The sequence below is a fragment of the Halanaerobium saccharolyticum genome (assembly GCF_003053565.1).
In the GTDB taxonomy this organism is placed as follows: domain Bacteria; phylum Bacillota; class Halanaerobiia; order Halanaerobiales; family Halanaerobiaceae; genus Halanaerobium; species Halanaerobium saccharolyticum_B.
The window spans coordinates 13,472-27,974 of record NZ_QAXS01000003.1 but is presented as its reverse complement, the minus strand read 5'-3'; the positions used below and the strand labels follow the sequence as shown (position 1 = coordinate 27,974).

The following is a 14,503-nucleotide window of genomic DNA, read 5'->3' as shown; positions in this document are numbered from 1 at the left end:
AAATCGATAGCAGTCAGGTTATTTAGACTTGATCTGCTGTCGATTTTTTAAATTAACTAAATCAATTTCGATTAAATTTCGACAAATTATTAAAAATTGATGATAAAGCTGTAATTTTCAGTAAATTAATGATAAAATAAATATAGGTAAAATAGGGGAAATACTTTTAATCAAAATAAAGGAATGATCTGAATGTTGACAATTAAAGACATTGCCAAAAAAGCGGGGGTTTCTGTTGCAACCGTTTCTAAGGTGATGAACGGTTATGATGATATTGGAGAAGTAACAAAGGCAAAGGTTTTAAAGATCATTAAGGAAAATAATTATCGGCCAAATGCAAATGCTCAATCTTTAAGAACAAATAAATCTTTTTTAGTCGGGCTCTTCTTTAAAGATCACCAGGATAGTGGTGTAAAACATCCTTTCTTTAGAGGAATTATTTCCGGGCTGGAAGAGAGACTATTAGAAAATAATTATGATATGATTTTATTTTCTGCTAACTGGGAAGATCAGTTCAGTTATTTGGAAAAGTGTCAGTTTCGAAATGTAGATGGTGCTATTTTAATGGGGATGCCTAAAGACGATCCAAAATTACAGGAATTGCTGCAGGCTAAAATCCCTTCAGTTTTTATAGATCTTGACATTTCGGATGAAAAAGCTTCTTATATAATTTCTGATAATGAAGAAGGTGCTCGTAAAGCAGTCAGACACCTGGCAGAGCTGGGGCATGAAAAAATCGCTGTTATTGAAGGTGAAGAAATAACTGTTCCTACTCAAAAAAGGCTTGCAGGTTATCGAGCTGAAATGGAAGCGCAAAATTTAAAGATTAAAGATAAGTGGATAATTCAGGGTAAATTTAGTGTTGATGGTGGTTACCAGGCAATGGAAGAAGTTTTAAAATTAAAGAATCGACCTACGGCAATTTTTTGTATGGGTGATGAAATTGCAGTTGGAGCAATGAAAGCGATTGAGGAAGCTGGCTTAAGTGTTCCCGACGATTTTTCTATTGTTGGTTTTGATGATATTGAAATCAGTCAGTATTTAAATCCTGCTCTAACTACAGTTCGCCAGAAAAAAGAAGAGATGGGAATTGAAGCAGCTGATATGGTTTTAGAGTTGATTAATAATCACGAAGAAAAAGTAGGATTTGAAATTATTGATACGGAATTAGTAGTTCGGAACTCAACTAAAAAGCTGGAAAAATAATTTTAAAAGAGTTAAATAATAAAAGAATTAATTAAAGCTTAGAAGCCTTTTTAAGAGAAGGCCTCTAAGCTTTTTAGATTTGGATTATACTATTAACTTATAATTAGATTCTTATTTTATTCTCTATTAGAATTAAATTCTGTCAGGATTTGATCCCAGTCACCCTTCCAATTTTCTTTCTTTGCTTTTTTAAGTAAATGAACAGCCTTTTCTTTATTTCCTTCTCTAAATCTAATTAATGCTAATTTTTGATAACCAATATGAGCCGGATAACTGGATTTTTGAGCTTCATGATCTTTGTTCTTTAAGATTTTGAGAACATCTTCAGAGATGGCAATTTGTTTTTGGCAGAGCTTAATTATTTTCTCTTTATTTTTGTCATCTTCATTTTCTCTATCAGAGTAAAGTTTAATTAACTGAGAGTGGATTTCAAATAATTCCATTGGCTCATCTGATAATTCAGCTGCCTTATTTAAGATGCGGATTACAACTTCTGGATTCTGATTGTAAAATTTTGTGATTACATTTCCAGCCAGCAGATACAGTGTTCTGGCAGCTGTTTTCTTTGATTTATTTTGAAGAAGATATGCACTTTCAGAGATTATTTTTTTTCTTTCCCTTTCACTAAAATTGTTATTCCACCAGTCCTCTAAATCATTGTTTTTAATAAAATTATATTCTTTGCTTTTTTTAAAGAAATCTAATACTTTCATATTTTAATCCTCCCTGCTGCAAATTCTACCAAGCGATTTAATTATAATTTTTATACAAAAAACCACAGCAATTTTCATCACTGTGGCCTTAAATACCTGAGGCAAATCTGACAATCATAGATAAAATCCTTAGATTCAGATCTTTGCGTAATAATCTTTCAATTATTTTGCCCTTATAAATATTTGATTTTAGATTTGTAAAAATTTTATCTTAATTCTATATAATATATTTGCTATAAAGAGGATAATTCCTGCTTATATTCACATATATTTCTAATAAATTTATTTTATTACTTTTATTAAATGGCTAAAATAATTTTACATAACCTTGTTTTTTAAAAATATAAAGCTTCAATTTAATGAAAACCAGTGCTCTTAAACTATTATAATCTTAGCAATAAAGCAGGAAGTTTACTGCTTAAAAAGAATAATAGTTATGAGAGAATATTAATAATTTATCAGGATTAAAAAGTACAGAAAAATAATTGAGGAGTGAGTTAAATGCGAATTTCCTACCAGAAGCTATATGATAAATTTTTCGAAATTCTTTTGGACCGAGGTTTCGAGAAGAAAAAAGCAGAACTGGCTGCCAAAAATTTTGCCGACAGCAGTCTGGATGGTTTTCAGTCTCACGGAGTTAATAGATTTCCCGAGTTTATAATGATGATTGACGAAGGTTATATAGATATCAAGGCTGAGCCAAAAAAGGTTGATACTAATGGGAATATTGAAATATATGATGGACAGCTGGGCCCCGGGAATTTAAATGCTCAGTTGATAATGGAGAAAGCAATTGAAAAAGCCAAAAGAGAGGGTATAGCAGTTATGGCTCTGAAAAATACAAACCACTGGCTGCGGGGAGGTGCTTTTGGCTGGCAGGCAGCAGAAGCAGGTTGTGGGGCGATTTGTTTTACTAATACACTACCTAATTTACCACCCTGGGGAGCAAAAGAATCAAAACTTGGGAATAATCCGCTTGTAATGGCAGTTCCCCGGCCTAAAAAGCATATTGTTTTAGATATGGCAGTTTCTCAGTATGCTTATGGAACCCTGGGGAAATATGAGATGGGAAATAAGGAATTACCCTATCCAGGTGGCTATAATCAAGCAGGGGAATTAACCACTGATCCAGGAGAGATATTGAAATCAATGCGACCGCTTCCAGCTGGTTACTGGAAAGGATCCGGGCTTTCAATGATGTTTGATTTGTTTGCTTCACTACTCTCTGGAGGTTTAAATACTTTTTTAATTGGGAAAAAAGAAAAAGAATATGCGATTTCTCAACTGTTTATGGTTTTTGATATGGAAGATAAAATTAATGAAGAAACAATTGAACAGACAGTTGATTCGGTTCATTCGGCTGAGAGAGTTGATCCTGAACAAAGACCTACTTATCCAGGGGAAAGAACCTATTTAAGAAGACAGGAAAATTTAGAAAAAGGAATCCCAGTTAATGAAGAAGTCTGGGAGAAGATCAATAGTTTATAATCAAAAATTCAGGGACAGCTTTCTTATTTGAAGAATGATAAGCTGGTCTATCAAAATCTTGATAAGTCAATAAAATATTATCTGGATTATATTAAATATGTGAATCAAAATACATAATATATTAAAACTCAGATTATCTGGTTCTAAAAGCAGGAAGAATCTCTCCTAAATAGAATAATATTAAATGAAAGCAAATTAAAAATTATTCTGGAGAGGGTTTTATGGATCAGGCAAATACAGGTTTACATGAGCGCTTAAAAAAGACAAAAGCAATAGCAGAACTGGGACAGGGAATGGATGTGGGCACACTTAACGAATATTCCCATCAAATTTCTCTTTACCTGCTGCTAAAGGTTTTCAAAAGAGAAATAAATAATAATCAGCAGCGCAGCCGCAGTGATTTGCTGCAGCTGACTGTTGAAATTTTAAAAGAAATGCAGCTTAATATAAATATGGAAGAAATTGAAAGACTGGTGGATGGAGTTCTTTATTCGGGAGATCCCAAACAGCAGTCATATTTTCATGTCAAAATTTATGATGAAACAGCGGGAGGATTTAGAGATTTTAAATACCGCTATTTGATTCCGGACCGGGAGGCTTCCAACTGGCAGGAAGGTGGGAGCACAGTCTACAGGCTCTCCGAGATTTCACAGGAGATAATTTTTATTACCAGGGAGATTCTGCAGGAGTTTGGTTTTGATCTGGAGCAGTTTTATACTCTGCAGCTGATTAAAAACGGTAACTTTAAAGAAGCTAAAGGCAGTGTCAGCAATTTAATTGCCCGGGTCCGCAACTTGATCAAAAAGGAAAAGGACTGGCGGGAGGATATACTGCGCAATCCGGGCCTGATATTTTCAGCCTACAAAGAGCGCCGACGTCGGACTGAGGCTGAGGTCAGGGAGCAGTTTAAAGAAGAGAAAAAAGTTTTCAGTGATATTTTTGTCTGGCGGGACAGGCTGGACAGTTTTGAAAATGTTGATCAGAAAGAAGGAGAACTCCTATTTGAAGAACTGGAGCGAGCAAGAGCTCTCCATGATTATCTGGCAGAACTGACAGTTTCCAATCTGTCACTTGAGCTGCAGCTGAGACGGGAAAATCCCGATATTTTCTGGCAGACTTCTCGCCTGAGTTTTAAAAAAGATTTCTGGCAGAATACTGTAGTTAAATCTGGCTTACCTAAAATTGATGATTTAGAAAAAATGTTAAATCCATTTTTTTCACCGAAGCAGAACTTTATCTTTCCCCTAGACTGGGCCTGGTCTGAACAACAGCTTTACAGCTATCTGGAAGAAAGTGAAGGGGAAATAGAAACAGTAGAAATTGACTCAGCTCCAGAGCGGGAAATAGACTGGGAGCTTGCGGTTGAACTCTGGCAGGATGTTTTTAACGAGCTGCTGCAAAAAGGAGAATTTAAGCTGACAGAACTAAATCAGCTGAGCACAGCCAAAAAAGAGAAATGGCTGAGTCAGCCAATTAATCTGGAGTTATTTATGATGTTTATCATCACCGATATTAGACTTAAAATTGTGGAAGAATATCCGGGACTGGATGAGCGGCTGCTTTTATTCAATAAGTTAGTAAAAGCCGAGCCAAAACTGGCTGAGCTGGAAGGTAAAAAACTCGCAGCCAGGCTGACAGGCAGCAGTAAAAAAGTAAATCTACTTGATCAGTTTATTATTTCACCCTATAAAATTTATCTGGAGGAAGATTAAAATGGCATTTAAACAGGAAGAGCTCGAAAATGGAGCCGCCCTATTTTTCAAACTTTTAGAAGAAGAGATTCTTTCAGTCTCTGATCCGCTGGCTGAAAAGTACAGAACTAACAGTGAGGTACATAATATCGTCAACACCATGGCTGCTGAGGCGGGTTTAAGAGTTTTTTCAACGGCCAAAAATGTTCATCTTGTCTCCAAGGCAAGAGGCTCAAGTTTTGCTAATTCATATACCCAGATGAAAGAAAAATATTCCGGCCTCAGGCGGAAGCGCTATTTTTATCTGGCCAATATCATTATTTCAATTTTTCTGGCTGAGATTGATAAAGAAAGTCATGTTCGGATACGCTGGGAAGAGGAAGGAATCTCCTATCACCGCCTTTCTGACCTGGTTACCGCAACTTTAGAGAGCTGGCTTGAGCGCAAAAAAGAAGATGAGTCCTTTACTCAAAATTGGTCAATTGCCGTGGAAGAGGTGGCTGAGCTCTGGCTGACTGAGTTTAGCGAATATCGGCTGAATAAGGATGAGCAGGTGGATGTGACCAGAACTAAGGGTAATCGACTTTCTTTTATTAACACGGCTTTGAAACCCTTAACTGAACAGGGATTGATTATTGACCAGAGTGATGAGCTAAAGCTGATTCCAAAAGCGGAGCTTTATGAACGGCTGGATGAACTCTACCACAGCCAGAAGCGCTACAATAAATTTATGGATTTGATTTTAGAAAGCAGAAAAGAGCTAGAGGAGGAAGATCAGAATGCCCAGACTGAGCAAAATTAGGATTACAGGGAATAAATATGATGGTTTTCAGAAACAGCACCGGAACTCAATCTTTGATCTGGAATCTGACCACAGTCTCTTTACCCTGCAAAATGGCAGTGGTAAGGGGGTTATGCTGCAGCTGATCTCTCAGCTCCTCCTTCCTGGAACTGCCTGGGGTAAGCGGAATGGAAATAAGCTGGAGGGAATGTTTTATGACCGCTATCAGGTTTTTCAGCCTTATACCTTCCACGTGGTGCTGGAGTGGCGGCTTGATGGCAGTGAAGATAAAAAGCTTTTGACCGGAATCTGTGTTTCCGCTCACAAACAGCAGAGCACAACTGATGAAGAAGGCAAAGTTGGTCTAAAATATTTTCTCTATACTCATGAGTATCAGGGTAATAGCCGTTTTAGTCTGACTAATCTGCCCCTTTACACTAAAAGCAGTGATCAGGTGCTGGAATATCAGCGGCTGGAAGAATTCATTGATCAAAATCGGGCTGATTTTATCAAATATTCCAAAACAGCTGTGTCGAGTCTTAACTCGGAATACTATCAGTATTTAAGCAGCCACGGGATTTATCGTTCGGAGTGGGAGATTATGAAAAATATCAACCGCAGTGAGGGAGGTTTGGAGAAATATTTTTCGCAGGCAAAAGATAATAAGGCTCTTTTTGATCAGTTGATTATTCCAGCTGTCAGTGAGAGCATCAGTTATTACAATGAGCGGGAAAAAAATTCGCTGCTCAATATTTTTGTAGACAATGTAAAAATTGCCCGCAATCTGCCTGAGCTTTTATCCCGACGCGAGGATTTAAAAACTCTCTCCCAGATGGTTGACCCTCTCTTAAGTGATGCTAAGCAGGGGCTGCAGCTTAAAGAAACCCGGGAGATGATCAGAGAGCGAGGAAATAATTATTTGAAAGGGATTGCAGACCGCAGGACTTTTTTAGAAAATGAGCTGCGCCGCAGTCAGCGAGAAAAAGAAAAGACTGCAGAGCGGATTAAAGAGCTTAATTTTGAATCAGAAAACTTAAAATATGTTAAAAAACTGAGGGCTTTAAATAAACTTAAGTCAGAACAGGAAAGCGCCGAAGTTGAGCAGCAGAAATTAGATAGTCAGCTTGAGCGGCTAAAAGCAGAAGAGCTGCAGTTAAAGCTGAACCAGAAATATCTCAAATTAGAGGAGCTGCTGAATGAAGCCGAAGCAAAAAGAGAAAAAATAAATTCTCTAAAAGAGAGAACTGAATTTAAGGAACTGGAAACAGAAATCAAGAAACTTAAGGAAGAGACAGCTGCAGAAATTGCTGATCTAAACTCTAAAATTAAACATTCAGCTGCTGATTATTATTCCTATCAGAAATATTTAGCAGAGAAACTTAAGCAGCTGGAAGCTGAAGAAAATAAGATTGAACAAAAAATTAGAGATGAGCAGCAGTTTAAGTTAAAATATGAGCACGAGAAGCAGCAGTTTGAGGCCGAAAAAGAAAAGTTGGCTCACTTTTTTAACCCGTTGGAGCTGGAAACGCCGGAGTATCTGCTGCAGAATTTGGATAAAGATATAGCTAATTTAAATTCTAAACTGGAAAAGCTGGAAGAAGCTTTAAAAGAACAGCAAGAACAGAAAGAAAAGCTGCAGGCTGAAAAACAGCAGACTGCAGTTAAAGCAGCCGCTCAAGAGACTATGGTCGAAAAGCTAAAAGAAGAGCTTCAAAAACAGAAAGAATCTGAGGAAGAGCTCTTTTCTCAGCTTCTAAAAAGTTTAAATCTTGATAAATTTGAGGAATTTTACAGTAAACAGTGGCTGCAGCAGCAAAAAAATGAACTCTTAAAATTAATCAACGAAAAAGAGGAAAGGCTGCAGGAGCTGAATGCAGATAAGTTTGAGCTCCAGCTTGACTTAAATCTAAATGACAGAGAATACTGGGTGGCCAGTCTGGAGCAGAAAAGGCTCTATCAGAAAATTAAAGAGCTCGATATTCGCGTTTATTACGGCAGTGAATTTTTGTTTGAACTGGTGGAGCAGCGGCAAAAATATCTAAAAGACTATCCCCTGCTGCCTTATGGCCTGGTGGTAGTTTATGAGTCAGACTGGGAAAAGATTAAGGCTAATATTTCTATAGAGGAGATTTCTCACTTTGCTGTACCTATCTTTATCAACCATCAGCTGAACGGCAGTGATTCTAAGCTTCCCTTTAAACTTCTGACCGGTACGGAAAAGAATTTTACTGAGGATAAAAAGAATTTTGAGCAGTGGTTTAGTGGTTTAAAAAACAAAGAGGCTGAGATTAGAGAGACAATATCTATTCTGGAGCGAAAACTCAAAAACTTAAATCAGCTCAACTACCGGGCTGAGACCATGCTGACAGCAGAATCAGCTGCTGAAATCAAAATAAGATTGGGAAATGAGAAATCTAAACTGGAATCTCTGCAGGCAGAAATCAAGAAATATGAGCAGAGGATTAAAAATACAGCTGAAAAAATCAATTCTCTGAACAAAGAATATCAGCAAAAAGAGAAAAAATTAACTGAGCTTCAAGAAAATCAAAAGCAGGTTAAAGACTATCTGGAGGCAAAAAGGGAGCTGGAAAAGAAAGAAAGCCACTATCAGGAAGCGCTGGCTGAGATAGAGCGGCTGGAGGGACTGCTTGGAGATAATAAAAAAGAGCAGAAAAAGAGGCAGAAAGAAGAGCTGCGGCTGGAAAATAATTATGAGAACTGGCTGCAGGCTCTGCGGGACTTTGCCGGCAGCTTAAATGAAATGCTGAGTGACAGGCAGGTTGAACTGAAAAGTGAATTTAGAAAAGAGGAGCTTAACATTGCTCCCCGGGAGCAGTATCCTGAGCTTTTTGCCTTTGAGCAGCATCAGTGTTATCTAAACTACGAGGAAGTGATTTCACTCCAGAAAAAAGAAGAGGAAAAGGCAGCTGAACTTAAATACCTGGAGGCAGGGCTGCAGAAGCTGCTGAAAGATATTAATGAGCTGAAATCAGAACTGACTCAGATCTCTGCTGACTGGGAAGAGCGTGATTATGGTTTCAAAAATCAGAGTCAGCTTAAGACTGCTCTGGAGGAAATAAGTGAGCAGCTTAAAAAGCTCCAAAAGCAGGCTCAGAACCTGCAGGAAGATATTTTGGTCCGCCGCGGCCAACTGGAATCAAGAGAAAATGAGCTGGAAGAGAAGGCAGCTGAAATTAAAGGTCGTTTTCAGCGCTCGGTTCAGAGCTGGGAGGAAGTAGAGCTAAATATTAAGGAGCTGGAAATAAAAAAAGAGCTGAGTGAAAATAGGGATTATTTCTCCAAGCTGGAAGAGATGATTTTAAATTATCAGGAAAAAATACAGATCTATAATAACCTCAGCAATAAGTTGGAATATTATCAGCTGGAGGCAGCAAAGGGTGAACTCAATGCCGGAGTTAAAGAAGAACTTAAGGATTCCCCGGCAGCAGTTATCGAGAACTGGGAGAATGACTACCGCGCTATTGAAAATAAGCTTAAGTCTCTCCGGGAAAAGACTGAAGATAATTTCTATCATTTTAAAAATGATGTCAAAGATGTGGTGGAAAATATCACCTTAAAAAACAGCATCAACGAAAAACTGCTCCATAACTTTCGCGCCAGTGATTATCAGTATAACTATGAGATGCTGAATTCCTTTAAGGAATATATAAATAATGAGCTGAACACAATTGACCGCAACAAAACGGAGGCAGAAGAGGCCAGACAGCAGTGGGCTGAGCGCTCGGCAATTCATGTGATGCGGCTGATTACTTCGATGAAGGAAATGATCAGCAATATGGTCTACCACAATCAGCGGGGTCATGCCTTTCCTTTGGTCAGACTGCGCCGGGATGATCTGCTGCCTGATGATGGGCAGGAGGTAATTGCAGAGCTGAAGGAATATTTCCTGGAGCTGATCAATAAATTTAACCGGGAGGAAATTGATGTTGAGCAGCTGCCGGATTATAAGCTCAAGGAATACTGTGGAGATGCCGCTCTTTTCTCAAGAGCACTGCGCGGCCGCTATCCTGTGCTCCAGGTCTATAAAATGACCGAAAAAAATGAATTTATCCATGCCCGTCCCCAGGATTATTTCTATTCTGACTGGGAATCAGTGATTCAGGGTAAGGGGAATGGACCTGAGGGCAGTGGTGGTCAGTCACTTTCGATCAATGCCTTCATGATGATGATGCTTTTAAATTACAAAAAACAGCGTTTTGATAAGTCAAATCCCTGGACAGTGCTTTTTCTGGATAATCCCTTTGGTAAGGCTTCGGCAGCTCATGTGCTGGATCCAATCTTTAAGATTGCCGATAAGCTTAATTTCCAGCTGGTTGCCTTTGCTGCACCGGAGATTATCAAAACTGAAATTTCGGAGCGCTTTCCTGTTTTCTGGGCACTGGAGATCGGTGACACTGAGCGCAACCAGGGTGTTGTCAAGGGACAGGTGATTTATGGTGAAAGACGAGCAAAAATGGATTAGATTGTTCGAAAAATATAAAAAGGATGAGCTTGCGGGCAGGCTCCGCTTTCAGCTGGCTGATTTTGAAAATTTTATTAAAGCTAGACTGGGAGGAGCTACTGCCTATCAGGCAGCCGGTGGTTATCAGAATTTATATCAGCTTCTAAAAAAGATGGAAATTGAAGAGCGAATTAGAGCAATCAAAAGTTCTGAGTTCAATCAGCGGCAGCCTCGTTTAAAAAAACGCTGGACTATGCTTAAAGAAGAGGTGGAAGGCTGGTCGGATAAAGATATTTTACAGCTCTCCCGCCAGCTTGATTTAAGCTATTTTCTTAAAAGGCCAGTTCAGCAGACAGAGGAGCTAAAGCAGAAATTATTTAGCCTGGCTGATTTTTTGAAAACTAAATCTGAGCGAGAATCGGCCAGCCGGGAGGAGCGATCCCTGGAGCTTTTTGCAGATGAGAAATTTTTGAGCCGGACTGCAGGCAAAAAGATTTTGAGTAATTTAAATTTAAGCCTGGCTGACTTAAAGGCTCAGCAGTACAATCATCTATTTGTCTACTGGTCAGTAGATCCAGCTCAAATCAATAATATTTTGGTTATGGAAAATCATTCAGCCTTTATCGGTGCCAAAAAAGCTCTGGCAGCCGGGATTGATATTTTTGCTCGAGATTTTGATACTGTAATTTACGGCCAGGGTAAAAGAATTATCAGAAGCTTTTCTTTTTTAGAGGAGCTGCTGGGTCTGGAGGCTGTAGAAGTTAAGACCAGGCAGCGTCAGCAGCGGCTTGAAGCTTTAAATATTTGTTATGCCGGTGACCTGGATCCGGAAGGACTCGCAATTTATGTGGCTTTGAGAAATAAATATCCTGATTTTAAGATTAAACTTCTGGGAGAGTATTATCAGCTGCTGGTAGAGGAGTCAGATAATTTTTATCCCTGTCATAAGCGGCAGAATAAAAATCAAAAAGTTCTGGCTCAGGTACTGACCGAATTTGAAGAACAGGGATATAATGAGCTGGCAGCAGAGCTGAAACAGGCCTGGGAAAATGACCTCAGGCTACCGCAGGAGCTTCTGACACTGGAAGTTTATAAAAAATGCTTTGCATAGATTAATTTAATTATTAAATAAGATAGAAAGTTAAGCTTCTATTTGTTATCATTTAAGCAGTGGTGAGGAATAGAAGCTTTTGTTATTAATCGGGGAGAATTATAAGGAGGCAAAGAGTGAGTGAAGCTAAATGGATTGGTATAAGTGCAGGCAGGAAAAATAAAGTAACAGAAACAGTGATAAAAACAGTACTTAAGGCCGCTAATAAAAATTATGATTTTTATTCATTATCAGATTTTGAAATATTAAGCTGTGATGGCTGTAATGGCTGTGTTGAATCTCATCGCTGTGTTAAAAATGATCGGCTCAATGAAATTTCCGAGGCTATGCAGGAGGCAGAAGGAATTGTGTTTGGAGCTCCGGAATACTGGGGAGGCATGAATGCTAAGGGTAGAGCCTTCTGGGAAAGGATCTGTTTTAGTACCCGCCACAATGAATATTTTCCGCTGGCAGATAAGCCTGCTGTTTTAATTGGAGTCAGCGGTGATGGTGACTCCAGCGGAGTTATACAGGATTGTACAGAATTTTTGGAAGATGCCAGAATGAAGATTATAGAAAAAATTGAAATCAGAGGAGAATATGCCTGCTTTGACTGTGGTTATGGACATCTCTGTCAGGTAGGCGGACTGAAGAATTTTTATAATCTTCCGGTAAAAGCTGAAGAGCTGGAGCGTAAGCGATTATCAGAGCAGAAGTTAAGAGAAGAAACAGATTATTCTAAAATTAAAGCTATTTGTGAAGAACTGCGGGAAATACAGGCTGAGAAAGGGGCTGAAGAAAAATGCAAATAGTAGTACTGGATGGTTTTGCTTTAAATCCCGGTGACATAAGCTGGGAAGGAATTAAAAAATTAGGAGATGTAGAAATTTATGAGCGGACTCCGGAAGAAAAAATACTGGAACGAGCTCAGGGAGCAGCAATTCTTTTAACAAATAAGACTCCCCTAAATCGGGAGATAATTAAGGCTCTGCCGGAGCTTGAATACATAGGAGTACTGGCCACCGGCTACAATGTAGTTGATGTTGAGGCGGCAGCAGAGGATGAGGTGGTGGTCACCAATGTGCCCACTTATGGAACCAATACAGTGGCTCAGTTTGTGCTGGCCCTGCTTCTGGAAACCTGCCACCATGTTGGTGAGCACAACCGGGCTGTCAAGAGTGGAGCCTGGACTGAGGCTGATGATTTTTGTTTCTGGGATTACCCATTAATTGAGCTGCAGGGAAAGACGCTGGGGATCATTGGTTTTGGCAGTATCGGCCAGCGGACAGCAGAACTTGCTTCAGCTTTTGGGATGGAGATTATTGCTTATGACCGCAGTCCTGAGAAAAAGAAAGCTGATCCAGCAGTAAAAACGGATAAGGTAGAATTTGTAGATTTAATGGACCTCTACAGAAGGTCAGATGTAATCAGCCTGCACTGTCCTCAGACCGAGGAGACTGAGGGTATGATTAATAAAGTTAGCATTGCTCAAATGAAAGAGGGAGTAATTATAATCAACACTGCCCGAGGTGGCTTGATTGTGGAATCAGATCTGGCGGCTGCTTTGGAATCAGGAAAAGTTAAAACTGCTGCAGTTGATGTGCTTTCAACTGAACCCCCGGCAGCATCAAATCCGCTCTTAAATTCTGAGAAGGCAATTGTTACTCCTCATATAGCCTGGGCTTCTCTGGAAGCAAGAGAGAGGCTAATGAAAACTGTGGTTCAAAACTTAAAGAATTTTTTAGAGGGTAATCCAATCAACCAGGTTAACTAATAATAATTACTTTTATTAATAAAAGTAACATTTTTTAAAAAGACTGGAAATAAAATTTTTAATTTGTTATACTTAATATAGTGAATTTTTAGAAAATTTGTCTGGAGGCGATAATATTGAAAATACTGGTAGCTCCTGATTCTTTTAAAGGCTCATTAACAGCAATGGAAGTTTCTGAAAATATAAAGCGTGGAATACATAATTTTGACTCTAAAATAGATGTTGACTTACTGCCGATGGCTGATGGTGGTGAGGGTACAGTTCAATCTTTAGTCGATGCAACCGATGGTGAAATTATAGAAAAAGAGGTAACAGGACCGCTGGGAAATAAAGTTGAGGCTTTTTACGGTTTGCTCGGTGATGGAAAAACTGCAGTGATCGAAATGGCAGCTGCTTCTGGCCTCCCTTTAGTACCGGAGGGAAAAAAGAACCCCTTAAAAACAACTACCTATGGAACCGGTGAGTTAATTGACTCAGCGCTGGAGCATGGGGTTAAGCAAATTATTATTGGAATTGGCGGCAGTGCGACTAATGATGCCGGGGTAGGGATGGCCCAGGCTTTAGGAGCAGAAATTCTTGATGCTGAAGGTGACCAGGTAGCCTTTGGTGGTGGAAACTTAGATCAAATTGAAAAAATAAATTTAAAAAAACTGGATTCCAGATTAAAGAATGTCGAAATTATGGTTGCCTGTGATGTAGATAATCCTCTTTATGGTGAAGATGGAGCAGCTTATGTCTACGCTCCCCAAAAGGGTGCTGATAGAGAAATGGTTGAAATACTGGATCAAAATTTGCGTCACTTCAATCAGATTGTAATTAATGAGCTTAATAAGGATACAAATCAGATCCCAGGTGCAGGTGCCGCCGGTGGACTTGGAGCTGGACTGGTGGCTTTTTTGGATGCAGAATTAAAAGCAGGAGTAGATATTGTGCTTGATATAATAGATTTTGAAAGCCGCTTAAGAAATGTTGATTTAGTGATTACAGGAGAAGGCATGCTTGATGGACAAAGTATTTATGGAAAAACACCTGTTGGAGTCTCCCGCAGTGCTGCTAAAAAAGATATTCCGGTAATTGCAGTTGCTGGTACTTTAGGCAGCGGAGTAGAAAAAGTATTAGAACACGGAATTAATTCTTATTTTTCTATTATAGATCGCCCATCTGAATTAAATCAGATTGTCGAAAGAAGTCCTGAACTTCTGGCTAATTTAAGTGAACAAATAATCAGGACAATTCAAATTCAAAGGGGGTTAGGAAAAAATTAATATTATTCGTCCTGATAATATAAATAAAGGGGG

At 38.9% G+C, this 14,503-nt stretch carries 10 protein-coding genes and 1 riboswitch; of the genes, 9 read left to right on the top strand and 1 reads right to left on the bottom strand.

Annotated features, from left to right (window positions below):
• Positions 1 to 192: 192 nt before the first annotated feature.
• Complete coding sequence (locus C8C76_RS01900) at positions 193 to 1,206, top strand: LacI family DNA-binding transcriptional regulator (RefSeq protein WP_108138139.1); 1,014 nt, start codon at positions 193 to 195, stop codon at positions 1,204 to 1,206.
• 116 nt (positions 1,207 to 1,322) lie between these two features.
• On the opposite strand, the gene C8C76_RS01895 is transcribed toward C8C76_RS01900, so the two are convergent.
• Positions 1,323 to 1,919, bottom strand: coding sequence for a hypothetical protein (locus C8C76_RS01895; RefSeq protein ID WP_108138137.1), 597 nt, complete (start codon positions 1,917 to 1,919; stop codon positions 1,323 to 1,325).
• Positions 1,920 to 2,016: 97 nt separating this feature from the next.
• A riboswitch (cyclic di-GMP riboswitch) is annotated at positions 2,017 to 2,101 on the bottom strand.
• A gap of 319 nt (positions 2,102 to 2,420) precedes the next feature.
• On the opposite strand from C8C76_RS01895, the gene yiaK reads away from it, so the two are divergent.
• From yiaK to C8C76_RS01855, 8 genes are all read left to right on the top strand, one after another.
• A complete protein-coding gene (gene yiaK / locus C8C76_RS01890) occupies positions 2,421 to 3,407 on the top strand; it encodes a 3-dehydro-L-gulonate 2-dehydrogenase (RefSeq protein WP_108138135.1) in 987 nt (328 codons plus the stop codon).
• A 221-nt stretch (positions 3,408 to 3,628) separates the two neighbouring features.
• Complete coding sequence (locus C8C76_RS01885; protein ID WP_108138133.1) at positions 3,629 to 5,119, top strand: hypothetical protein; 1,491 nt, start codon at positions 3,629 to 3,631, stop codon at positions 5,117 to 5,119.
• 1 nt (position 5,120) lies between these two features.
• Entirely contained in the window at positions 5,121 to 5,900 is a 780-nt protein-coding gene (locus C8C76_RS01880) for a DUF6063 family protein (RefSeq protein WP_108138131.1), read from the top strand.
• Entirely contained in the window at positions 5,878 to 10,362 is a 4,485-nt protein-coding gene (locus C8C76_RS01875) for a hypothetical protein (protein ID WP_108138129.1), read from the top strand. The genes C8C76_RS01880 and C8C76_RS01875 overlap by 23 nt, the downstream gene beginning before the upstream one ends.
• A complete protein-coding gene (locus C8C76_RS01870) occupies positions 10,334 to 11,452 on the top strand; it encodes a Wadjet anti-phage system protein JetD domain-containing protein (protein WP_108138127.1) in 1,119 nt (372 codons plus the stop codon). Before C8C76_RS01875 ends, C8C76_RS01870 begins: the two co-directional genes overlap by 29 nt.
• 116 nt (positions 11,453 to 11,568) lie before the next feature.
• On the top strand, positions 11,569 to 12,243 hold the full coding sequence (locus C8C76_RS01865; protein WP_181248128.1) for a flavodoxin family protein: 675 nt from the start codon (positions 11,569 to 11,571) through the stop codon (positions 12,241 to 12,243).
• Positions 12,234 to 13,205, top strand: a complete 972-nt coding sequence (locus C8C76_RS01860; protein WP_108138123.1) for a D-2-hydroxyacid dehydrogenase — start codon at positions 12,234 to 12,236, stop codon at positions 13,203 to 13,205. The genes C8C76_RS01865 and C8C76_RS01860 overlap by 10 nt, the downstream gene beginning before the upstream one ends.
• Positions 13,206 to 13,321: 116 nt before the next feature.
• The gene (locus C8C76_RS01855; RefSeq protein WP_108138121.1) at positions 13,322 to 14,470 is read left to right on the top strand and encodes a glycerate kinase family protein; all 1,149 of its coding nucleotides are present in this window, start codon (positions 13,322 to 13,324) and stop codon (positions 14,468 to 14,470) included.
• Positions 14,471 to 14,503 lie beyond the last annotated feature (33 nt).